The sequence below is a fragment of the Arcobacter venerupis genome (assembly GCF_013201665.1).
Lineage (GTDB): Bacteria > Campylobacterota > Campylobacteria > Campylobacterales > Arcobacteraceae > Aliarcobacter > Aliarcobacter venerupis.
Genome location: NZ_CP053840.1, coordinates 2,936,730 through 2,960,524, shown reverse-complemented (window position 1 = coordinate 2,960,524; position 23,795 = coordinate 2,936,730). Strand labels below are relative to the sequence as shown.

General features: G+C 26.2%; 18 protein-coding genes. 13 read left to right on the top strand and 5 right to left on the bottom strand.

The window, feature by feature from the left end:
* Positions 1-7: 7 nt before the first annotated feature.
* The gene (locus tag AVENP_RS14640; protein ID WP_128359586.1) at positions 8-1,882 is read right to left on the bottom strand and encodes a 6-hydroxymethylpterin diphosphokinase MptE-like protein; all 1,875 of its coding nucleotides are present in this window, start codon (positions 1,880-1,882) and stop codon (positions 8-10) included.
* 42 nt (positions 1,883-1,924) lie between these two features.
* On the opposite strand from AVENP_RS14640, the gene AVENP_RS14635 reads away from it, so the two are divergent.
* A complete protein-coding gene (locus AVENP_RS14635; protein ID WP_128359587.1) occupies positions 1,925-3,973 on the top strand; it encodes a motility associated factor glycosyltransferase family protein in 2,049 nt (682 codons plus the stop codon).
* Positions 3,974-4,007: 34 nt separating this feature from the next.
* On the opposite strand, the gene AVENP_RS14630 is transcribed toward AVENP_RS14635, so the two are convergent.
* On the bottom strand, positions 4,008-4,832 hold the full coding sequence (locus tag AVENP_RS14630; protein ID WP_128359588.1) for a flagellin: 825 nt from the start codon (positions 4,830-4,832) through the stop codon (positions 4,008-4,010).
* Between the two features lie 173 nt (positions 4,833-5,005).
* Entirely contained in the window at positions 5,006-6,130 is a 1,125-nt protein-coding gene (gene trmA / locus AVENP_RS14625) for a tRNA (uridine(54)-C5)-methyltransferase TrmA (RefSeq protein WP_128359589.1), read from the bottom strand.
* Between the two features lie 70 nt (positions 6,131-6,200).
* Here trmA and AVENP_RS14620 point away from each other — a divergent pair, with 70 nt between their 5' ends.
* The 10 genes from AVENP_RS14620 (at position 6,201) to AVENP_RS14575 (ending at position 18,848) form a co-directional block, all read left to right on the top strand.
* Positions 6,201-7,781 carry a helicase-related protein gene (locus AVENP_RS14620; RefSeq protein WP_128359590.1) on the top strand — a complete coding sequence of 527 codons (1,581 nt, stop codon included), beginning with the start codon at positions 6,201-6,203 and terminating at the stop codon, positions 7,779-7,781.
* 62 nt (positions 7,782-7,843) lie between these two features.
* The gene (locus AVENP_RS14615; protein WP_128359591.1) at positions 7,844-9,778 is read left to right on the top strand and encodes an ankyrin repeat domain-containing protein; all 1,935 of its coding nucleotides are present in this window, start codon (positions 7,844-7,846) and stop codon (positions 9,776-9,778) included.
* A gap of 11 nt (positions 9,779-9,789) precedes the next feature.
* Complete coding sequence (gene glmU, locus AVENP_RS14610; RefSeq protein ID WP_128359592.1) at positions 9,790-11,085, top strand: bifunctional UDP-N-acetylglucosamine diphosphorylase/glucosamine-1-phosphate N-acetyltransferase GlmU; 1,296 nt, start codon at positions 9,790-9,792, stop codon at positions 11,083-11,085.
* 10 nt (positions 11,086-11,095) lie between these two features.
* On the top strand, positions 11,096-12,367 hold the full coding sequence (coaBC, locus tag AVENP_RS14605; RefSeq protein WP_128359593.1) for a bifunctional phosphopantothenoylcysteine decarboxylase/phosphopantothenate--cysteine ligase CoaBC: 1,272 nt from the start codon (positions 11,096-11,098) through the stop codon (positions 12,365-12,367).
* Positions 12,345-13,046, top strand: coding sequence for a di-trans,poly-cis-decaprenylcistransferase (locus AVENP_RS14600; RefSeq protein ID WP_128359594.1), 702 nt, complete (start codon positions 12,345-12,347; stop codon positions 13,044-13,046). The genes coaBC and AVENP_RS14600 overlap by 23 nt, the downstream gene beginning before the upstream one ends.
* Entirely contained in the window at positions 13,006-13,803 is a 798-nt protein-coding gene (locus AVENP_RS14595; RefSeq protein WP_228721230.1) for a prepilin peptidase, read from the top strand. Before AVENP_RS14600 ends, AVENP_RS14595 begins: the two co-directional genes overlap by 41 nt.
* Positions 13,800-14,816, top strand: a complete 1,017-nt coding sequence (locus AVENP_RS14590; RefSeq protein ID WP_128359595.1) for an LptF/LptG family permease — start codon at positions 13,800-13,802, stop codon at positions 14,814-14,816. The genes AVENP_RS14595 and AVENP_RS14590 overlap by 4 nt, the downstream gene beginning before the upstream one ends.
* 8 nt (positions 14,817-14,824) lie before the next feature.
* The gene (gene truA / locus AVENP_RS14585) at positions 14,825-15,547 is read left to right on the top strand and encodes a tRNA pseudouridine(38-40) synthase TruA (RefSeq protein ID WP_128359596.1); all 723 of its coding nucleotides are present in this window, start codon (positions 14,825-14,827) and stop codon (positions 15,545-15,547) included.
* 9 nt (positions 15,548-15,556) lie between these two features.
* Complete coding sequence (locus tag AVENP_RS14580; protein WP_128359597.1) at positions 15,557-18,082, top strand: sensor histidine kinase; 2,526 nt, start codon at positions 15,557-15,559, stop codon at positions 18,080-18,082.
* 46 nt (positions 18,083-18,128) lie between these two features.
* Complete coding sequence (locus AVENP_RS14575; RefSeq protein ID WP_128359598.1) at positions 18,129-18,848, top strand: response regulator transcription factor; 720 nt, start codon at positions 18,129-18,131, stop codon at positions 18,846-18,848.
* A gap of 26 nt (positions 18,849-18,874) precedes the next feature.
* Here AVENP_RS14575 and AVENP_RS14570 read toward each other — a convergent pair whose 3' ends face one another.
* Both AVENP_RS14570 and AVENP_RS14565 read right to left on the bottom strand, forming a co-directional pair.
* The gene (locus tag AVENP_RS14570; protein ID WP_128359599.1) at positions 18,875-20,983 is read right to left on the bottom strand and encodes a TRAP transporter permease; all 2,109 of its coding nucleotides are present in this window, start codon (positions 20,981-20,983) and stop codon (positions 18,875-18,877) included.
* Between the two features lie 117 nt (positions 20,984-21,100).
* On the bottom strand, positions 21,101-22,072 hold the full coding sequence (locus AVENP_RS14565) for a TAXI family TRAP transporter solute-binding subunit (RefSeq protein ID WP_430385351.1): 972 nt from the start codon (positions 22,070-22,072) through the stop codon (positions 21,101-21,103).
* Between the two features lie 312 nt (positions 22,073-22,384).
* Here AVENP_RS14565 and AVENP_RS14560 point away from each other — a divergent pair, with 312 nt between their 5' ends.
* Together AVENP_RS14560 and grpE are read left to right on the top strand one after the other, a co-directional pair.
* Positions 22,385-23,176: a heat-shock protein gene (locus AVENP_RS14560; protein ID WP_128359600.1), complete on the top strand. Its 792-nt coding sequence runs from the start codon at positions 22,385-22,387 to the stop codon at positions 23,174-23,176.
* Between the two features lie 8 nt (positions 23,177-23,184).
* Positions 23,185-23,742, top strand: a complete 558-nt coding sequence (gene grpE, locus AVENP_RS14555) for a nucleotide exchange factor GrpE (RefSeq protein WP_128359601.1) — start codon at positions 23,185-23,187, stop codon at positions 23,740-23,742.
* The last annotated feature ends 53 nt before the right edge of the window (positions 23,743-23,795 follow it).

Sequence of the window (23,795 nt, the reverse complement as noted above, 5' to 3'; positions counted from 1 at the left end):
ACCTACTTTATATTTTATTACTGATTTTATCGTAGATACTATTAAAGTCATTTAAAATTTTATTAAGTTGAGCGTTCAATATTTCATTCGCATCTGGCTTATTTTTAAGAAATGTATAATAAGGCAATATTAGCTTAAAATAATTATCCAAAATATTTATAACAATTGAATATGAGATGGTTTTTTCTAAGTTCTTAAAGTTTTTTAGAAAATCTTCTATCTTGTTAAATGATGACAATTTTTTTAAGATTTTTCGCTCTTTTTGTATCTCTTTTATATCTAAAGCATTAAGCTGTTGTTTATTGATTTGTTTTAAGGAACTAAGTAAAAAATCTTTTAACATAATTTTATCTATATCTGCACTATTTTCCAGAGGTAGATTTTTAATCTCTAAAGGAGTTGTATTTCTAAAATATGCACCATCTGAGAGATTATATATGTTATAGCTTTTGTCTAAAAACTGAAGTTTATGGCTTAAATGTTCAATCATCTCTGTATATTCCATAAATGTAGGGACTGTTTTTTGTAAATTTCCTTTTACATAAATGATATTATTTTGGAAATTAATACTATTAGAATTATTATTTAAATTTATTTTTCTTGAAGAACGATGCGTTCCAATATGTGTTTTTCCTGTTTTTGAATCAAGTGAAGCATCTACACCTAAAAGATATAACTCTTTTGCTCCTAATCTTAACAATATATCAGTTCCAATGTCTCCCACAGTTACGCCTGATAAAAAGCCAAAATCTCTAAATAATTCAAGGGAGTTTTGCATAAAAAAGACATTTGAATCTTTTATGATTTCATATAAATCTTCATCTATTTTGATTGAGCATAAAATTGTTGAATTTTCATACATTGATTTTTTTATATTAAATTGATCCAACATACAATCTTTTTGACCATCAATTAAAATAATAATATCAGGAACAATATCAAGTATTTGCAAATGTTTTAAAACAGCAGACGAAGCTACAATTACAAATTTATTTTGATTTGTATAAAGCCACTCTATATTTCTAGCAAGTGAAACACCAGCTCCTAAAAATAGGACTTTTTTCTTTTCAAGAAAATCATAATTTTTTGATAGATTTATAATTTTATTTTTACTTTCTAGAAAATATTTAAATCCTCTTTTTAAGCTTATTAGATATTCCGAAAATGGGTATCTCATTTGACTTGATTGGGTAAATTGTAAAGATAATCTATCAATTATTGCTCTGTTACTCTCATCACCTAATTCATAATGAATCAGATTGTTAAACTCTTCTTTATATTCTAAAAAATCATTTACTATTTTTTGAAAATTAAATTCATCTTCTGCAATGGCAAAAAAAAGTTTTGATGATTTTGCAAGAGTTGTGTAATCAGTCATAAACATTGAGAGTCTAAAAATCTCAATATTTGATTCAATTATTAAATATGATTTTGAATTAATACTATTGTGGAAGTCATTTATATGAACACCTAAAAGAGTTCCTATAAATACAAATTTATTTATTTCTGTACTTGTATTTGCAAAATTGTTTATGAAATCATTTATGTATAAATATGCATTTATCTCATTTTCATAGTGATTTCTTTTTTCATAAGGTTCAAGTTTTATTAAACTAAAAGCATTAGAAAATTCAAAATTATTTACTCTATTTTTTGCATCTATAAATGGGTCTTTATTATAAAAAGAAGTTTTGTTTTTTATATCAATTAATTCAAATCTATTATCAATAAATTCAATTGAATAATTTTCAATATTTAACTTTTCAAAAGCAACTAATCTTTCATATAAATTTTTATTATTTTGTTTTAAAAAATTTAAGTTATTTAAAAAAATTTGCTGTAATGTTTGTTGAATCTCTTCTAGTTCGTTGGTTTTACTCATTCAATAGTATAATATCTAACTAATTAAATAAAGGTTATAACTATGACACAAGCAGAACAAGATTTACAAAATGCATTAGTCAGCCAATATTTCGCTAATCTTGAATTTTTTAAAGAACATGATTTGGAACTTTTTAATAAACTAAATACACTTTCTAGAATGATTGATGAGAATTATTTTAAAGAAAATTTTGTTTTAGAATTTGTAAAAGAGACAGGTGATTTTGATATTTTGAATCTTGCTACAAATACCTATACTTATGGAAGAAATGCTAAATTAATTAATGAAAACTTTTTAAATAATTGTGATTTTAGTAAAAAATCAATTTTTGGAAATCTTGTAAATAATCTATATTTACCAAGAGAAAAAGATATTGAAATAAGTGATTCTAAGTTTGATGTTTTAGATAGAATTATCTATGACAATATGTCTGAATATGCTTCTATTTTAGGACATTGTTATTCAGATGATAAAGTATATAAAGATTTTGATAAATTTCTTTTTTTTGGAAATCTTCTAGGAACACATTTAAAGAATTTTCAAGAAAAAATGGCTTTTAAATGTTGTTTTATTTATGAGCCAAATCTGGAAATATTTAGATTGTCATTATTTGTGGCAGATTATAAGAGTTTAAATAATAAATCTCAACTTGTATTTTCAGTAATGGATGAAGAAGATATTTTAGTTGGTAAATTAAATCAGTTTTTTAGAGCGATGTTTATTTATTCAAATTACAATATTAAATATTACAAAATGATAAATGTAGAGGACAGTGTATTTCATAAAATTTTATCAGAATTATATCTATCAAATGGTTCAAGTTATGATTATACAAAACTTCTATTTGATACTTTTTATTCAGTTTCAAAACATATAAATAAATATAAGATATTAACAACAAAAAATAAATCTGCTAATTTTTCTTTAACAAATGATAAACCAACTCTGCTTATTGGTGCAGGTCCTTCTTTAGGTAAAAATCTAAAATGGTTGAAAGAAAATCAAGATAAATTTATATTAGTGGCAATAGGGGCAACATATAAAAAACTATTTGATAATGGCATAATTCCTGATATTGTAACAACAGTTGATCCTAACTTTCGTATTTTAAATAGAACGCATTTCAATTTAAATGATGTAGAACTACTAAAAAATACTATGGTTTTAGCTTCAATTAATACTCCCACAAAAATATTAGATAGATTTAATCAAGAAAAACTATTTTTATATGAAGTTGTTGATACTTTTAAAAATAATTCAAATGCTTATAATGGAATAAGTATTGGAGAAATTACCTTATCTCTTTTACTTGATATGAATGTGAAAGAGATATATTTATTGGGAACTGACTTGGCTTTTGATGAGAAAACAGGTTCAAGTCACTTTGAGGGATATGTAAATAAAAGAGAAGACTTTGAAAATAATAAATCAAAAGTTGATGAAGTTTTAGAAACAGGGAATAGTTCAAGAGAAGAGTTTATTCAAGTAAAAGGAAATAAAAGAGATAAAGTTGTAACCAATAGAATATTTGCTTTATCAATTAATCAATATGTTAGAATAATTACTCTTTTTAAAAAACCTTTTCAAAATATATATAATCTTTGTGAAGATGGTGCATATATTAAAGGTACGATTCTAAAAAATATAAATGATATAGAAAATTATAAAGATATAGAAATTAAAGATTTTTTATTTAGTAATTTAGAAAAGATAAGTGAATTTGGATTATTAAAAAATGAATTTGCACAATTAGATATAAAAATTAATAATATGAAATTTATTAGAAAAACTTTAAATGAACAATTTAAGAAACAGAAGAGTTCAAATAATATCTTAAAATTTAATGATAAATTTTTGATACTTTTAAATATTATGCTTAAAAAAAATGATAAATTCTTTTTATCTGTAATAACAAATTATTTTAATTTTGTAGTGCCATATATTAATTATAGTTTAAATGATAAAAATCTTGAGAATAGTGAAATAGAAAGTAAACTAAGTCAAATAGAAAATGTATTTTATAAACAAGTTGAAAATATAATAGATATTTATGAATCTTATTTAGTTCACATAAAAAAAGGGCTTAGATAAAATCTAAGCCCTTTAGTATGTTTAAGATTAATTACTATTGTAATAATTTTAATACATTTTGTTGAACAGAGTTCGCTTGACTGATTGCATAAGAACCAGCTTGAGAAATAATGTTCTGTTTGTTATAGTTTGCTGATTCTTGTGCATAATCAACATCTCTGATGATTGACTCAGCAGATTTAACATTTGTTGCCATTGTCATTAAGTTTCTTACCGCAGACTCAACTTGATTTTGAGTAGACCCTATTGACCCTCTATTTGTATTTAGAGTGTTAATTGCAGTATCTACTGTTGATTGTAAAGTTGCAGCTGAAGCCATTCCAAGAGATGTTATACTAGTCAATGAACTTAAACCATAAGCTGATGCTGATGAATTTACTTTAGATAACGTAATTTTACCTTTTGTTGCATCTTCTCCAACTTGGAAATCTAAAGCTTTAGCACTTGAAGATATCAAATCTGTACCATTATAGTTAGTAGATTTAGCAATATTATCAAACTGAGTCATTAATTTAGCAACATCAGATGCAATAGCTTTTCTACCATCAGTTGATGTAGTTGCTGTATTTGCTTGAATTAGTTTCGCTTTAACAGTATCAAGAATGTTTGATTGCTCAGCCATAGATTTATCAGCAATTTGAAGTAAAGTTACAGCTGAATTACCATTTGCAATACCTTGATTAATAGAAGTTGCTTGAGTTCTTAGTTTATCAGCAATTGCTAAACCAGAAGCATCATCAGAAGCTTTATTAATTCTTAAACCTGTTGATAACTTTTCTAATGAAGAAGTTAAAGTTTTACTTGTATTTTGTGCAGCTTCTTGAGCTGTTAAAGATGAAACGTTTGTATTGATTCTCATAATAAATCCTTTTTAATATGACACATTGTGATTTGACTCACAGCCGGTGACCTTCTTGTTTCTTTTTCAAGTCCCAAGCATAGAGAGGAAAAGTTTTTCTTCTCTTCGGAACCCATTGGTCCCTAATCTTTATATTGAAATTATTGCACACCATTTCTTAAAATTAGATTAAATTATCTAATCATTTTTAGAATTACTCCACTTTCTATATGATTTGTATATGCGAATTGATCAAACAGTGCAAATCGTACGATTTCATGGGTTTTTGTTAACTCTTCTAAATCTCTATGTAATGTTTCAGGATTACATGAAATGTATATAATATTTTCAAAATCTTTTGCCAAATTTCTTGTTGTATTATCAAGTCCAGATCTTGGTGGATCCATAAATATGGCATCAAAGTTATAATCTTTTAGATTTATGTCTTTAAGTCTATTGAATGTTCGTACTTCTTGAAGTCCTTGCACAAACTCTTCTGCACTCATTCTTAAAAATGTTATCTTATTTGTATTGTTTAAATCACAATTGTTTAAAGCTGATTTAATAGATGTTTTTGAAATTTCAGTTGCTAAAACTTTATTGAACTTAGTTGATAATGGAATTGTAAAATTTCCACCACCACAGTAAAGTTCACATAAATCTTTTGAAGAGTCTTCAATATTATTTAAAACCCATTCAATCATTTGGATATTTACATTTGTATTTGGTTGAGTAAATCCACCTTCTTGATAGGCAAATTTGAATTCTTGATTATTTATAGTTAATGTTTCATTTATAGAGTCACTACTAAGAGCGATTTTTTGTTTTCTACTTCTTCCCATAACTTTGATATTTAATTTCTCTTCAATTTGTTTTGCTAATTCATTCCATTGTTCATCTAATTTTTTATGATAAATCAAAGTTACAAGCATATCGTTTGTGGTACTTCCTAAAAATTCAACGGAAAAAAGCTTATAAGAAAGGATTAAATCTTCCATAAGTAAATCTAAAAGTTTTGGCATAATCTCTTGTATATGAGCACTTACAATTTGACATGAATCTATTTTTAAAATATCTTTTTTAAAATCATTCATTGCATATGATAAAATTTCATCTCCATTTTCATCTTTCTCCCACCAAATTCTAAATTCTGCACGATTTCTAAAGTTTTTATCACTACTTTTAATAAGATCAAAATCCATAGTTGTAAAGTTTGAAAATCTCTCTTTTTCTCGTTCTAATTTAAATGTGAGTTGTTCATCATATGATTTATCAAAAAGTGTACATGACGCACACATTCCAAAATATTTGCAGTTCATTAATAGCCTTTAAATTTGTTCCAAATTATTGTTTAATCTGATATTATATTCTATTGTATATAATACGCCCATGAAAGAAAATTGGCAACAACAACTACAATCACTATTAAACTGTGATTTAAAAACCTTATATCCATTGGCTCGAAGTCTAAACAGAAAATTAGAATTTTATGTTGGACCTACAAACTCAGGTAAAACCTATAATGCTATGCAAAAATTAAAAGAGGCAAATTCTGGACTTTATTTAGCACCTTTGCGGCTTTTGGCATTAGAAGGTTATGAAGATTTAAAAGCTTCAAATATAATTGCTAGTTTAATCACTGGTGAAGAACAAATTCTGCACGAAGAAGCGGCTCACGTTTGTTCAACTATTGAAATGATAGATTTTGATTTAGATGTTGATGTGGCAGTAATTGATGAAGTTCAAATGCTTGATGATAATGATCGAGGTTGGGCTTGGGTAAATGCTATTATTGGTTGTCCTGCTAAAAGAATTATTATGACAGGAAGTGTAAATGCTCTTGATGCAATTAAAAGAATAGCTGCTTACCTTGATGAAGATTTAGAGATTGTAAAACATCAAAGAAAAAATGAATTAAAAGTTTTACCAAAATGGACATCTCTTGATAAATTAGAAGATGGAACAGCATTAATTGCTTTTTCAAGAAGAGATGTTTTACAGTTGAAACAAAAACTTCAAAAAAAATATACGGTTTCCGTTATTTATGGAAATTTATCTCCAGAAGTAAGACGTGATGAAGCTCAAAGATTTAGAGAGAAAAAAAGTCAGATTTTAATTGCAACTGATGCAATTGCAATGGGATTAAATCTTCCTATTAAAACAATTTTATTTACAACCGATACAAAATTTGATGGGGTTAGTAAAAGAAAAATAACAGTTAATGAAATAGTTCAAATAGCTGGTCGAGCAGGGCGTTATGGACATTTTGAAGCTGGATATTTAGGTGCAACTAGAAGAGATGTACTTGATCATGTTAGACTTGAATTTGACAGTCCAATAAAAACTATAAAACCACCTTTTAAAGTAAAAATAAACAATAATCAGCTGGAAGCCTTAGCCGCTCACATAAAAACCAACTCTTTAACAAAAGTATTAAAGTTTTTTGCTGATAATATGTATTTCTCAGGCCCATTTATAGCTGCAAATATTTCATCTATGATTGAAGCTGCAAAAATTGTTGATACTAGATTTAATCTAAAACTTGAAGATAAATATCTTTTAGCCCAAGCTCCAATAACAACAAAATCAACTATTATTTTACAAGCTTATGAAGCTTATATTGCAAGTGTTATTAAGAAAAAGGTTTGTCATTATAAACCATCAATTACACTACCAAAAAAAGCAATAACTCAAAGGGATTTACTTTTAGTTGAGGATGAGGTTAAAAAAATATCTTTGTATTTATGGCTTTCATATAAAATCCCTGAACTTTTCCCTGACCATGATAAGGCTTATATTTTAAGAAACTCATTTAACTCATTTATTGAAAAATCTTTAAAAGGGAATTTAATAGAGGAAGATAGTTCTAAAAAACCTTTTTCAAAACCATTTCCAAGACGCGAAAATGACTCAAAAGAATCAACAAATCACAAAAAAGATTATAGACCAAGAAGGCGAAAAACAATTTAATAAAAAATTAGCTAAAATTATAGACTTTCAAAGCCCTAAAATATGTACAAGGATTTAATATCGTGTTTGGATTTTTTAAAATCAATGAAGATTTGTTTTATAAAGAATTATTGTCAGATACTATTGACATTAATAAAATTCAAAAATACATAAATAAAGGTATTAATCTAAATAAAAGAGATGAAAGAGGTAAAACAATACTCTTTACATTGGTAGCTAAAAAGAAATTTGAAGCTATAAAAGTTTTAGTAAAAAATGGGGCTGATTTAACTATTGAAGATAACTTTAGAAAAACAGTTTTAGATGATGCAATTAATCGAACAGATGGTGTTATGATTCGTTTTTTATTGGATAATGGATATTCAATAAATCATAAAAATAGCGTAGGTAGAACAGTTTTTCAAGATGTTGCTTTTGTGGGAAACTATAAAATCTTTCAAATTTTTATGAATTATAATGCAGATTTTAATCAAAAAGATAATTATGGAAAAACTGTATTGTTTGATGCAGTTGAAGGTGGAAGCCTTTTAATTTTAAAAGATGTTATAAATAACTGTAACACTTTAAATATTTTAGATGAAAATCATCAAACAGTTCTTTTTAAAGCTGTTTTAAAAGATGATATTTCATTAGCAACAGAATTAGTTTTACATGGAATTAATGTAAATTTCTTAGATAAAGATGGGCAAAATGTCCTTTTTAACACAATCCTTCACGGCTCAAAAAATATACCTTTAATAGAACTTCTTATTAAAAAAGGTACAAATTTAAATGTAGTTGATAATTTTAATAAAAATATTATTGATGAGTTATTATATATTTCAGCTTTACAAAAAGATCCCCCAAAAGAGCTAGAAGGGAAATATAAACTTGTAACTGCAGAAAAAGAGTATATGCCAATTGCACAGTTATTTATAGACCAAGGTATTGAAATTGATAAAATTGATAGTGAAGGGAAAACAACACTTCAAAGAGAAGTTGAAAAAAAGAACTTCTCAAATATAGAATTTTTATTAGATTGTGGTGCAGATGTAAATATTTGTAATGAATTTGAAAAGAATTTAATACATCAAGAGATATTAAAAGGTTACTCTAATTTTAGAATGATTGACTTTTTAATGGCTCATGGAGCAAATATTGATGCAAGAGATTTTGATGAAAGAAGTGTAGTTGATGATATTGTTGAAATAATTGCTGTAATAAAAGGTTTTAAAACAGCAACTCCTTATTTATCTGCACTTATAAAAGATGATGAGAAATATGATGTTTTATTAAAAAAAGTATTGACTTTTAGACCAGATATTCAAACTCAAAGATTAGATGGAAGTAATATTTTATTTGATATGGTTTTATATAATGATTTTGAGACTCTAAAAACAATTATAAATTATGGAATAAATCTTAATATAAAAGATAAAAGAGGTTGTACTCCTTTGATGTTTATGGTTGAAGAGGGAATAAAAATCAAAGATAAAAAACAAAGAGATATTTTTATTGAAAGATTAATTTACTTTTTAAAATATAGAGTAAATATTGATGCTAAAGATAATGATGGTAGAACAGTAATTCATAAGGCTGTAATTGCTAATGATTTACTTGTTGTTGAAAAATTATTAACAAAAAAAGCAGATTTAAGTATAAGAGATATTCATGGCAGAACGGCACTTCATCATACCCAATGGCATGGAAATTACAAAATTGCAAGATGGTTAATCGCAGCTGGTGCTGATATGAATTTACCTGATAATTCTGGGTTTACTTTATTAAATTATGCAGCTGTTTTTGGTCACTTAAGACTTATTATTGCACTAATTGCATCAGGAGTTTTAATGTATAATAAAAACCCAAAAAATAGAAAAGTCGCACAATTTTTTAAAGATAGAGAGAGTAAATTAGATAAATTGTTAACAACAAGTGTTGGTGATGATAAAATGGAATTAGCAATAAAAGAGTTAGTAGAAAATTTGAAAAATGAAATTAATGAAGTTTTACAATAATAAGGAAAAGAATGTTTAATAAATCAATTATAGTTTTAGCAGCAGGTGCAGGTACACGAATGAAATCAGATACTCCAAAGGTATTACATAAGATTTCTGGAAAACCAATGTTATATTATTCAATAAAAGAGGCTTTAAAATTAAGCGATGATATAACAGTAGTTTTATTTCACCAAGCACAAAGAGTTCAAGCTGAAATGGAAAAATATTTTTCAAATATAAATTTTGTAATTCAAGACCATTTAAATTATCCAGGAACTGGTGGAGCAGTTATGGGAATTACACCTAAATATGAAAAAGTGTTAGTTTTAAATGGAGATATGCCTTTAATTCAATCAAGTGAATTAGAAAAATTTGATGTAAATGCAACTATTGTAATGTCTGTTTTAGAACTTAATAGTGCAGATGGATATGGAAGAGTAATTATAGAAAATGGAAATGTTAAAAAAATAGTTGAACAAAAAGATGCAAATACTACTGAATTAGCAGTAACAACTGCAAATGCTGGAATTTATCAATTTGAAACAAAATTTTTACTTGAGAATCTTCCTAAATTAAATAATAACAATGCACAAAAAGAGTATTACATAACTGACTTAGTTGAAATGGCTATAAATCAAAATAAAGTTTTAAAACCATTAGCAGTAAATGAAGAAAATTTTAAAGGTGTAAACTCAAAAGTTGAATTAGCTGACGCTGAAGTGATTCACCAAAATAGAATCAAAAAAGAGTTTATGAAAGCTGGCGTTATTATGCGATTACCTGATACTATTTATATAGAAGAGGGTGTGCAAATTGAGGGTGAATCAATCATTGAAAATGGTGTTTCGCTTCTTGGAAATTCAAAAATTATAAACTCTCATATCAAAACAAACTCAGTTGTTGAAGACTCAATTGTTAAAGATAGTGACGTTGGACCAATGGCTAGAATTAGACCTTTAAGTGAATTAAATAAAACTCATATTGGAAACTTTGTAGAGACAAAAAAAGCTATTTTAAATGGTGTAAAAGCTGGACACCTTTCATATTTGGGAGATTGTTCTATTGATGAGGGAACAAATATTGGTTGTGGAACAATTACTTGTAATTATGATGGTGTGAATAAACATCAAACAATTATTGGTAAAAATGTATTTGTAGGAAGTGATACACAGTTTGTTGCCCCTGTAAATATTGAAGATGATGTCTTAATTGGAGCTGGTTCAACTGTAACTGGAAATGTAAAAAAAGGTGAGTTGTATTTAACAAGAGCAAAAGCAAAAACTATTGCTGGTTACTTTTACAAACATTTTTTAAGTAAAAAATAAAAGATTTTAAATGTTATTAAAAAACAAAAAAATATTAGTTGGAGTTTGTGGCTCAATTGCAATTTATAAAGCTTTAGAACTAATAAGACTTTATATAAAAGCTGGTGCGCAAGTTAGAGTTATTATGACAGAAGGTGCAAAAAAATTTATAAACCCAATTACTTTTGAAGCAATTTCACAAAACAAAGTTTTAGATGAGTCAAGTGAAAATTGGGATAAAAGCCAAGATTATAATCATATTGATATTGGAAAATGGTCAGATATTTTTGTAATTGCACCAGCTAGTGTTAACACAATAAATGCCCTAGCAAATGGTTTAGGAAATAATCTGCTTTTGCAAACAGCACTTGCCTATCCAAGAATGAAAATAATTGCACCAGCAGCTAATACAAATATGATAAAAAATCCAATTACACAAGCTAGTCTTAAAATGCTAAAGCTTTGTAATTATGAGATTATCTCATCACAAACAAAAGAGTTAGTTTGTAAAGATGTTGGTGATGGAGCTATGGCAGAACCAGCTGATATTTTTGATGTTACGTGTAAAGAACTACTTAAAAATGATTATTGGATAAATAGAAAAGTTGTATTAAGTGGTGGTGGAACAATAGAAAAAATTGATGAAGTAAGATATATTTCAAATTTTTCATCTGGAAAAATGGCTTCATCTTTAGCACGTGCTTTATATTACAAAGGTGCAGATGTTTGTTTAGTGAGCACAAGAGGTTATGAAAACTTACCAAAAGATATTCACATCATAAAAGTTGAAAGTTCAAATGAGATGTATGAATATTTAGTTGATTCTCTTAGAGTTGCTAAAAAAGGAGTTCTTACAAAACCTACTTTAATGGATAATTCAACTCCAACTTTAATTATGAAAAAACCATTTTTGTTTATGGTGGCAGCTGTTAGTGACTATCTTCCAGCTTTTCCACAAGATGGAAAATTAAAAAAAGAGTTAATTGGAACACACTGGAATTTAGAGTTAAAACAAAATATGGATATTTTAAAATCTTTAGAAAAAGATGGAATTATAACTATTGGTTTTAAAGCTGAAATGGATGAAACAACAGCCTTAAATAGTGCCACAAGAATGTTAGAAAATAAAAATCTTGATGGAGTTTGTTTGAATATTTTAAATGAAGAAAATAGTTTTGGAAGCGAAAATAATAATATAGAATTAATATTAAAAAACAACTCTTTTGAATTTAAAGGTTCAAAATTGGATGTTTCATTAGATATTTTAGAAAAATTAAAAGATGAGTTTAATAGTTATGAGTGATTTAAAGATGCCAGAACATATTGCCATTATTATGGATGGGAATGGAAGATGGGCAACGGAGAGAGGATTAAAAAGAACAGCTGGACATGAAGAGGGCGCAAAAACGGTGCGAGAAATTACTTCATATTGTTCATCAATAGGAATTAAATATTTAACTTTATATGCTTTTTCAACTGAAAATTGGGAAAGACCAAAAATTGAAGTTGAATTTTTGATGAAACTTCTTGAGAGATATTTAAAAAATGAGTTAGAAATCTATTTAAAAAATGATATTAGATTTAAAGCAATTGGGGATTTAACTAGATTTTCAAAATCTTTACAAAAAATAATAACAATTACAGAAGAAAGAACTTTTCATTGTAAAGGTTTAACTCAAGTATTAGCTTTAAACTACGGTTCAAAAAATGAAATAATTAGAGCTATTAAGAAATTAAATGAGAAAAATCTTGAAATAACCGAAGAAAATTTAGAATCTTGTCTTGATACAGCAGGCATGGGGGATGTAGATATATTAATTCGTACAAGTGGAGAAGTAAGACTTTCAAATTATCTATTATGGCAAAATGCCTACGCTGAGATGTTTTTTACTCAAACTTATTGGCCGGATTTTTCAAAAGCTGAATTAGATGATATTATAAGTGATTTCTCAAAAAGAGAGAGACGCTTTGGAGCTATTTAGTTTTATTTTTGGAGCTTGTATAGGCTCATTTTTAAATGTATTAATTCTAAGATTACCGTTAAATGAGTCTTTAATAACTGCACGAAGTCATTGCCCAAAGTGTAATCATGTAATTTATTGGTACCATAATATCCCTCTTTTTTCCTATTTATTTCTTAGAGCAAAATGTTCTTATTGTAAAGCCAAAATATCTTTTCAGTATTTTTTTGTTGAATTAATTAGTGGAATTGTAACTTTTGCTTTATTTCTAAAATTGGGGATTAGTGAAGAATTTATTTTTATGTGTTTATTATCTTACGTTTTAATAACTCTATCTTTTATTGATTTAAAGTACAAGGCTGTTCCTGATTATCTACTTTTAATAGTTTTTATCCTCTCCTTCTTTGCCACAAACTTTTTTATAATTGAAGCTTTTAAGAATGCTTTTTTATTTGCAGGTGCATTTGTTTTACTAAATTTTTTAATTACATTTTATATACAAAATATAAAATCAAGAATTTTAAAAGATGAAAATTTAAAAACTCAAGAAGCCTTAGGTGAGGGTGATATTCCAATAATTGCAATGATGGGAATTATACTTGGAGTAAGTGGTGGATTAATTGCTATATTTTTAGCTGCTTTTTTTGCTATAATTCCTGCAATCTATTCAAATTTTGTAAAAAAAGATATTCAAACTCCATTTATTCCCTATTTAGTTTTAGGTTTTTATAGCGAATATTTTTTTGACTTAGAAACAATTATAAAGGCCTTTTATTGAAATTAAAACAATACTTATTTTCCCAATTAGCAATCACATTTTTTCCTATATTTTTAGGACTATTTTTTATAACTTCAGTAGTATTTTTAGTAAAAATCGCATCTTTAACTTCTGTTATTACTCTTGATTTTTTGGAGTTGTTCACCCTTTTTTCTTATGTAATACCTCAAATTGTATTTTATACTATGCCTATTTCATTTTTTTTATCATTAGTTATTACTTTAGCAAAATTAGCAGGAGAATATGAATTAACAGTAATTACTTCTTTTGGTTTAAATCCTATAAATATTTTAAAAATATTTGCGCCAATTACACTTCTTTTAACAGCTATGTTACTTGTTATTTCTGTTGGATTAATTCCAAAAACAAAATTTTTAACAAAACAATTTTTAGAAAAAAAGAAAAAAGAGGCAAATTTTAATATAAAAGCTAGTGAATTTGGGCAGAAATTCGGGGATTGGCTAATTTATATAAATGCAAAAGATGAAAAAGTTTATGATGATGTGAAACTTTTTAAAACTGATAAAAAGAATGATCAATTTATAATTAGCCAGACAGCAGTTTTAGATAATGATAAAGGTTCTTTAAGTTTTAAATTAAATGATGGGAAAGCTTTTATTATAGATTCAAAAGAATTTAATCAAATAGACTTTAAATCTATGTATATAAATGATTCTATTGCTGATAGTAAATTAGGAATTTTTACTGATACTTACTCATATTGGAAAGATAATATTAAACGTAATGATAATATTGATGATTTAACATTTTTTATACTAACTTCATTTTTTCCTTTTTTATCTCTCTTTCTAGTGATTACATTTGGATATTTTAATCCTAGATATGAAAAAAATAGAGCAGTGTTTTATTCTTTAATTTCTGTAGTTTTATATTATGTTTTAATTAAATCAATTGGAGATAAAATTTTGTTACATGCAATATATATTATTCCTGTTGTTTGGATTAGTGGAACATATCTTTTATATTCACAAACTATAAAAAAAGAGTATTGATAAAATTTATGAATTTAAAATTTGTAATCTCTTATGATGGCAGTTGTTATCAAGGAAGTCAAAAACAACCAAATGGTTTGACTATTGAAGATAAACTTCTTAAGGCATTTAAAAAAATAAATATAGAAACAAATATAGTTTTAAGTGGAAGAACCGATAAAGAAGTCCATGCAACAGGACAAGTTTTTAATTGTATTGTTCCTGATTTTTGGAGTGATTTTTCTAAATTAAAAGAAGTTTTAAATAGAAATCTTCCAACTTCTATTAAAATATTAAAAGTCTCAAAAGTAAAAGATGATTTTCACTCAAGGTTTCATGCTAAAAAAAGAGATTATAGATATATAATTACTACAAAAGCTACAACTCCTTTTAATGACAAGTTTATAACTTATGTTCCTTTTGTTGATGAAGAGTTATTGAAAAAAGCAATAAAAGAGTTTATCGGAGTTTTTGATTTTAAATATTTCCATAAAACAGGAAGTGATAAAGATATAACTGTAAGAGAAATTTATAATACAATTTTCTATAAATACAAAGATATTTATGTATTCAAATTTACTGCAAATTCATATTTACGTTCTCAAATTAGATTAATGGTTGGTTTTTTATTGGCAATTAATGATAAGAAATTAACAATCGAAGATTTGAAAAAACAGCTAAGATTAGAAAAAAATATTTTTAAAACACCAGCAAAGGCAAATGGATTATATCTTGCAAAAATAAAATATTAAAGGCTTAAAATGTTTTTTAAAAAGAAGAAATTCTACACACTTTTAGATATTAAAAATCAAATAGTATTTACGCCTTTAATATTTATCTTTTTATTATCAATTATCTCTTTTCTAGTCATTTTTTTCTTTTTAGAATATGAAAAAAGAAGTAAAATTGATATTTTGGTTCAAAATGAAAATTTCTATAAAAACAATATTCTAAAAACATATATTTCAAGTATAAAATATAATACAAGTACAGGTTTTGATGATATTGAAAATGATTTAGGAAATTATATTTATGAAATAATTGGTTATATAAAAGCTAAAGAAATATATAAAAAAGAGTTCAATATTAATCTATTAAAACCTTTTTTGCACGAAATAGAATCAAAACAAAATATAAATTTTCTGATATTTGATAATATTAATTATGAGGTTTTATATGGTGGAGAAATACTTGATAAATTAATTGAACTTACAAACTCAGAAAGTAAAACAGATAAATTTAAAAACCATATGTTAAGAAATATTGAATACATTGGCGATAATAATCTTATGTACAATATTGACAATCAAAGAAGTAATATTCAGCTAAGTTATATCAAAAATATTGATTTCTTAAATTTATTTATTGGGGCATATTCTAAAATAGATGATATGAAAGTTTTAACGAAAAAAGCAATTTTTGATTCAATTGTTGCTAAAAGTAAAACATTGGATAATTCATATTTTTATTTTTATGATGTAAATGAGGGAAAAGTTTTTAATTATAAAATGGATGGAAAGTTGAATGATGTAAAAAATATTCTTGACTTTGAAAAAGAGAGTAAGAATGATTTAGTTTATACTTTCTCTAAATATCAGTTTAAAATTTTTATAAAAACTAATTCATCAAATAAAGAAAGAAAAAAAATTAATGATGAATATCAAACTAAATTAGTAGCTTTTTATCTATTAGTTGTATTTATAGCTTTGTTGCTAATAACATCTGCAAATTTCTTTGGAAGATTTATTAATACAATTTTTAATAGATATGATAAAAGATTACAAAGAAGAAATCTTTTATTTAAAAAATGGAAAGAGAGATACGAATTAGCGATTATTGCTTCAAATGATGGTTTATGGGATATGGATTTAAAAACAAAAAAAATCTTTTTTTCAAACAAATGGCTTGAAATGTTTGGTTATGAAAGAAAAGATATTCAAAACTTTGATGAATGGATAGAGTTAGTTCATAAAGATGACAAATTAAAAGTTATACAAGAGTATGAAAATCATATTAATAAAAAGAGTGAACATTTTATTTGTGAATATAGATTAAAAGATAAATGGAATAACTATAAATGGATATTAGTTCGAGGGAAAGAGTTTAATTCAAATAGAATGTTGATGATGTCAATGAATATTGATGAAAGAGTTAAATTAACAAAAGAGTTAAAAGATGTACAATTATTAACTGAATTCGGAAGAACAGTAATTTTTAGATGGGTAAATGATGAAAATTTGAGTGTGAAATTTGTGTCTAAAAGTATTAGCACTTATGGTTATGAAGTTGATGATTTTGAAAATAAAAGCAACTTTTTTGACTTTGTACATAAAGATGATATTGAACAATTAAAAGATGTAATTAAAGAGGCAATTTCTGATGACGCAAACTCTTTTATTTGTGTTTATAGGGTTATAGATAAAAATAAAGAGATAAAATGGGTTTATAATAGAGCAATTTTAATAAAAGATGATTATGCAAATGTAATTGGTTTTTATGGTTATTTAAATGATATAACAAAACTTAAGATGAATGAAGAAGAGTTAAAATTAAAAATAGAAGAAGAAGTTGAAAAAAATTTACAAAAAGATAGATTATTAGTTCAACAAAATAAAATGGCATCAATGGGAGAGATGTTAGGGAATATTGCACATCAATGGAGACAACCTTTAAATAATATTAGTTTATTGATTTATTATATTAGAGATTGTTACGGAATAATTTCTCAAAGAGAGTTTAATGAAACTATTAAAAATGCAAAATTACAAATTGATTTTATGTCTCAAACAATTGATGATTTTAGAAATTTTTATAAGCCTTCCAAAGAGAAAAAATTGTTTAATATAAAAGATTCAATTATTCAAAGTTCAAAAATAGTTAAATCTTCTTTAGAAAAGAATTCTATAAAACTTGAAATAGAAGCGCAAGATTTACAGATTGATAGTTATGAAAATGAGTTTGAGCAAGTAATTGTTAACATAATAAATAATGCAATAGATGCAAAATTATTAAAAGATAAAATTATTAAATTTAAAGCTGTAATTGAAATCAAGATTTATAAAGTAAATAAAACAGTTTTTATATCAATATTTAATAATTGTGGAAATATAGATGAACAAATAATAGAAAGAATTTTTGAACCTTATTTTACTACAAAGTTTGAAAATCAAGGTACAGGAATTGGTTTATATATGACAAAAGTAATTATTGAAAAAAACATGAATGGAAAAATTGAAGCAATAAATAAAAATGATGGAGTAGAGTTTTTAATAAAATTGGATGCTTAGAATAATTTTAGATATAATCTAATAATTTAGATGTAGGTGAGAAAATATGAAGAATTTTAAAACAAGAGTTTTGTTAGTTGAAGATGAAGAACTCGCGAGAAAAACCTTAGCTTTTTATTTAAATACAATTTTTGATGAAGTAATAGTAGCTTGTGATGGAGAAGAAGCTCTTTTAATTATAAAAGAGAATTATGGAAAAAATAAGAATTTTGATTTAGTATTAACAGATCTTAATATGCCAAATGTAAATGGTATTCAAATGATTGATGAAGTTTTAAAATTTGTTCCAAATCAAAGATTTATAATTGTAAGTGCCCATAAAAATGAAGAAGATTTATTAAAACTTATTAATTTACGAGTTTGTGGATATTTTGTTAAGCCTTTAAATATTGATAATATGATGGAAATGTTAAAAAAAGCGAAACAAGAAGTTATTTTAGATAAACAACCAAAAGTTGAAACAAAGAACTTAATTACATTAAACAATAGTTATACTTTTGATTTAACAAATAATAAGTTATATCATAATAATTTGATTGTAAAACTTTCAAAAAAAGAAGCAGAGATTTTAGATGTACTTATTAAAAATATAGGAACTTTAATTTCACTTGATAAATTTAAAGAAGAGGTTTGGGATAATATTAATATAAACGATTCATCGTTTAGAACAGTTATGAAAAGATTAAAAGATAAAATTAAAGATGATGATTTTATTATATCACATAAGGGTTATGGATATATAATCGAGAAAGTTCTAATTAAATAATATAAGAGGTTTCCCTCTTATATCTCTTATACAACTACTGCTTGAGTTTTTTCTCTTGCTTTTTGAATAATATAAATTGCTACAATAACAGAAATACCAATTCCATATGAAATATAGTGACTTGGTAAATGTAAATATGCTTGCATTACTTTTGGTAAGAACATAAATGGAACAACAGCTAGAAAAATCAATCTTTCTATAACAGGTGTTTTTGTAATAAAATATCCTTGTGTAAAGCAAGAAAATGCCATCATTCCAATAAATGCAGTTATAAATATTACAGCAATGTCAATTGGATTTGTAATCCAAATCCAACCAGCAGGGTTAGCAGGATTTAATGGATCTACTCCTGAAATTAATAATAACTCTGAGTTGAAGAAGAACATAAATGGTAAAATTGCTGTTCTAATATCATATTTGAATCCTTGAATCCCAACTTTAATAGGATCTGCTTTTGCAATTCCCGCAGCTGCATAGGCTGCTAGTCCAACAGGTGGAGTTACATCAGCTAAAATACCAAAGTAGAATACAAATAAGTGTGCTGCAATTGCAGGGATTAAATATCCATTATCAGCTGCAAGTGTTAAAATAACAGGTGCAGTTAAAGATGCCATTACAATATAGTTTGCAGTTGTTGGTAATCCCATCCCTAAAATTAATGAAATAATTGCTGCAAGAATTAATATTGCAAAGATATTTCCATTTGATAATGTTTCTACAACTTCTAATAAAACTTGACCAAGACCTGTTAATGTAATAGAACCTACAATAATTCCAGCAATTGCAGTTGCTATTGCAATTGGAACCATATTTTTAGCACCACTTATCATACCTGCTAAAATATCAACAAATCCACTAAGTAAAATATCTTTTGTAATTTTTTCTTTTGCTAAAAAAGCTCTAAAAGGATGTTGAACAACCATTAATAACATTAAAAGCATAATTGCATTAAATGCAGCACTTGCAGCACTTTCTCTTAATACCATAAGTGTATATAATAAGAAGAAGATTGGAATTAAATAGTGAGCACCTTGCATAAATGTTTTTAATTTAGGAGGAATATCTTCTTTATTCATTCCGACAAGACCTAATTTAAGTGATTCTAAATGAACAATATAAAATAGTCCAAAATATGAAACGAATGCTGGAATAAATGCAGTAACAACTACATCTGTGTAGGCCATTCCTAAAAACTCTGCAATAATAAATGCAGCCGCTCCCATAACAGGAGGCATTAATTGACCATTTGAAGAAGCTGAAACTTCAACAGCTGCTGCTTGTTCCGCTCTAAATCCAGTTCTTTTCATAAGTGGAATGGTAAATGTTCCAGTTGTAACTGTATTTGCAATAGATGAACCACTAATGATACCTGCAAATCCAGATGCAATTACAGAAGCTTTTGCAGAACCACCTCTATATTTTCCAAGTAGTGAAAATGCTAAGTTTATAAAATATTCACCAGCACCTGCTTTATCTAATAAAGAACCAAAAAGTACGAATAAAAATACAAATCCAGCTGAAACTCCAAGAGGAACACCAAAAATTCCTTCAGTTGTTAAAAACATGTGACCTGCAAGTTTATTTAAACTAGCGCCTTTATGAATAATTAATTCAGGCATATAAGGACCTAAAAAGTCATAAGCTAAGAATATAATAGCAATAAAACTTAATACAAATCCTAAAACTCTTCTTCCAGCTTCCAGTAAAATAATAACTCCAATAACAGCAATTACAATATCAGTAGTCGTATAATCTCCAGGTCTTAATGAAATCTCATTATAAAACACAGCAACATAAGAAGCTGTCGCTAATCCAATAGCTGCAAAGGTATATCCAAACCATCTAATCTTTTGTAAGAAGTAAGGTTTTCTCATCATTGGATAGATTAAAAATGCTAGAACAATACCAAATGATAAGTGAATAGATCTAGAAATAGTTGAATTTGTAGGTTCAATTACAATGTATAATTGAAATAATGACCAAGCAAGAGCAATTATTGATATTAACCAAAATTCATAGTGTTGTGAACCAAATACTCTTTGTCCCTCAAGCTCATTTATTGCAGCTTCAGTTTCATGCATTTGTTCGACTTCGAGTTGGGAAATTTTATGAGGTTTCTCTTCATAAATTGCCATAGTAAATCCTTTAATAATAGGTGAAATTTTGTTCTCATACTTCATTTAAATGGATTTTAAATGAAGTATGAAAATAAGAGTTATCTAAGGATTAAAAATCCTTAGATAGAAGTATTTTTATAATAATCCAGCTTCTTGGAAATATTTTTTTGCACCTTCATGTAAAGGAGCAGATAATCCATCAAGTAGAGATTTTTTTGTAATTTGGCTGTATGCTGGATGTAATTTTTTGAATTCATCAAAATTTTCTAAAATAGCTTTAACTACTGTATAAACTGCATCTTCACTTACATCATCACTTGTTACAAGAACAGCTTTTACTCCAAAAGTAGGAATATCTGCATCATTTCCTTTATAAATCCCGCCAGGAACATTTGCTTTTGCAAAATATGGATATTTTTTAATTAAAGTATCAACATTAGTACCTTCAATTGGTGTAATTTTTACATCAACAGAATTTGCAGCATCTTGAATATTTGCTGTTGGATGTCCTACCATATAGAAGTAACCATCAATTTTATTATCTCTTAACGCATCTGGCATTTCAGAAGCTTTTAATGCACCTGCAAATTTTAAATCTTCTTTTTTGATTCCACTTTCATCAAATAAAGTTAAAGCAGTTGCTTCATTTCCACTTCCTGGATTTCCAAGGTTGATTCTTTTTCCTTTTACATCTATCAAATTATTGATATTTGCATCTTTTCTAGTAACTAAAGTTAATAGTTCTGGATAAATAGCCATAACAGATTTTAGTTTAGGAATTGCAGCATCTTTAAATGCACCTTCTCCTTTGCTAGCTTGATATACAATATCAGATTGAACGATACCAAAATCTAGTTCACCATTTTTGATGGTATTTACATTATAAACAGATCCGCCAGTTGATTCAACAGAACATCTGATTTTTGTCTCTTTTTTATATTGATTAACTAATCTACAAATAGCTCCACCAGTTGGATAGTAAGTTCCTGTAACTCCACCAGTTCCTATTGTAATGAATTCAGCAGCGAAAGCTGGAACAGCTAACATCCCTATTAGTGCAACAGTTGTGATTTTTTTACCCATAGGTATTTCACTAGATTTCTTCATTTTTTCTCCTTAGTTTTATTATGTAAAAATCTTCGATTTAAACTATCAAAGTTATTATATCAACAAAATATAATTTTTGCTAGTTCAAAAAATGATTAATTACATAAAAATTGTTAATAAATTACAATAATAAAATTTAACATAGTATAAATTCATATTTACTTAAACTTTTTATACTATAAAATATTTATTATATAAGTTTTAAATTTTAAAAAATTAAAATAAAATACTTGACAAATAAAGACTCAATAGGTTATAATTCTTTAGCAGTTTAAGATACTGAGTGCTAAATTATGAAAGTGGTCGTAAACAATGATAGATAAAAAAGAGTTTTTATTACAATCTATTATTAAAGCTTATATTGAGCATTTAGAACCAATTGGTTCAACTCAATTAAAATCTATGTACGATATTACTTATTCACCAGCGACAATTAGAGGATACTTTAAAAAGTTAGGTGATGAGGGTTATCTTGCACAAGAGCATATAAGTAGTGGAAGAACTCCAACTACAGAAGCTTTAAAACAGTATTGGCAGACAAAACTTAATTTTAAACTAAAAGGTATAAATTTACGAGCATTAGAATATTTTGCCTCAACAATAGGGCTGTCTGTTTTTATAAAAAAAGAGAAATCTGATGTATTAAAAAATATTTTAAATGTTGAAAATAGATATATGATTTTAGAATTTTCTTCATTTGCCATAAGTGTAAAATATTCAGATGCACTTTATAGATTTTTAAATGATATGATAGGTTTAGATTTAAAAGATATTACGAAAGTTTCGAAAGATGTGGGAGCTTACGAGGTTTATGAATCTATAAACCAAACTCTACAAAATTCAGATTTTCAGATTTTTAATTACAAAGAGTTTCTAAATCTAGCTTTGAATTATGATTTTGATGAATATACTATAAACAGTTTTTTAAAAGGTCAAATTTTAGATGAGTTAAAAGAGGGTTTATATTTTGATAAGTTTTTACCATCAAATTATATTGGAATTTGTAATTACTGCAAAATCAATAACGAAGATGTAAAAATGTTGGTTATTGGTGAATTACCAAAAGATTATGAATATTTTTATGAAAAAATTACAACTTTTTAGGAGATAAAATGAGCGAAGAAACAAAAGAAGAATTAATACAAGAAGAGATAGCTGAGCAAGAAGTTCAAGGTGAAGTTGTTGAAGAGATAAAAGAAGAAACTTTAGAAGAAAAAGTAGCAAAATTAGAGCAACAATTGAAAGATAGTGAAGATAAATATTTAAGAGTACATGCTGATTTTGAAAATATCAAAAAAAGATTAGAAAAAGAGAAATATCAAGCTATTGATTATGCAAGTGAAAAATTTGCAAAAGATTTATTAGCTCCAATTGATACTTTAGAGTTAGCATTATCATCTACAAATACACCGTTAGATGCACATGAATTACTTGAAAAAGTAAAAGAAGGAATCTCTTTAACTATTAAGAATTTCAATACAACTTTTGAAAAACACAATATTACAAAAATTGAAACAGATGGTGAGTTTGATCCAAATGTACACAATGCTGTAATGCAAGTTGATAGTGCAGAACATGAAGATGGTGCGATTGTTCAAGAACTTCAAAAGGGTTATTTATTAAAAGATAGATTGTTAAGACCAGCTATGGTTTCAATCTGTAAAAAATAGACAATTTGACCGTGATGTCAATAAACTAGATAGATTTGAAAAGATATAAATTA

Bases quoted from the DNA above. Each gene is read 5' to 3' on its own strand.
- AVENP_RS14640 (WP_128359586.1), bottom strand. From the start codon at position 1,882: ATGAGTAAAACCAACGAACTAGAAGAGATTCAACAAACATTACAGCAA.
- AVENP_RS14635 (WP_128359587.1), top strand. From the start codon at position 1,925: ATGACACAAGCAGAACAAGATTTACAAAATGCATTAGTCAGCCAATAT.
- AVENP_RS14630 (WP_128359588.1), bottom strand. From the start codon at position 4,832: ATGAGAATCAATACAAACGTTTCATCTTTAACAGCTCAAGAAGCTGCA.
- trmA (WP_128359589.1), bottom strand. From the start codon at position 6,130: ATGAACTGCAAATATTTTGGAATGTGTGCGTCATGTACACTTTTTGAT.
- AVENP_RS14620 (WP_128359590.1), top strand. From the start codon at position 6,201: ATGAAAGAAAATTGGCAACAACAACTACAATCACTATTAAACTGTGAT.
- glmU (WP_128359592.1), top strand. From the start codon at position 9,790: ATGTTTAATAAATCAATTATAGTTTTAGCAGCAGGTGCAGGTACACGA.
- coaBC (WP_128359593.1), top strand. From the start codon at position 11,096: ATGTTATTAAAAAACAAAAAAATATTAGTTGGAGTTTGTGGCTCAATT.
- AVENP_RS14600 (WP_128359594.1), top strand. From the start codon at position 12,345: ATGAGTTTAATAGTTATGAGTGATTTAAAGATGCCAGAACATATTGCC.
- truA (WP_128359596.1), top strand. From the start codon at position 14,825: ATGAATTTAAAATTTGTAATCTCTTATGATGGCAGTTGTTATCAAGGA.
- AVENP_RS14580 (WP_128359597.1), top strand. From the start codon at position 15,557: ATGTTTTTTAAAAAGAAGAAATTCTACACACTTTTAGATATTAAAAAT.
- AVENP_RS14575 (WP_128359598.1), top strand. From the start codon at position 18,129: ATGAAGAATTTTAAAACAAGAGTTTTGTTAGTTGAAGATGAAGAACTC.
- AVENP_RS14570 (WP_128359599.1), bottom strand. From the start codon at position 20,983: ATGGCAATTTATGAAGAGAAACCTCATAAAATTTCCCAACTCGAAGTC.
- AVENP_RS14565 (WP_430385351.1), bottom strand. From the start codon at position 22,072: ATGAAGAAATCTAGTGAAATACCTATGGGTAAAAAAATCACAACTGTT.
- AVENP_RS14560 (WP_128359600.1), top strand. From the start codon at position 22,385: ATGATAGATAAAAAAGAGTTTTTATTACAATCTATTATTAAAGCTTAT.
- grpE (WP_128359601.1), top strand. From the start codon at position 23,185: ATGAGCGAAGAAACAAAAGAAGAATTAATACAAGAAGAGATAGCTGAG.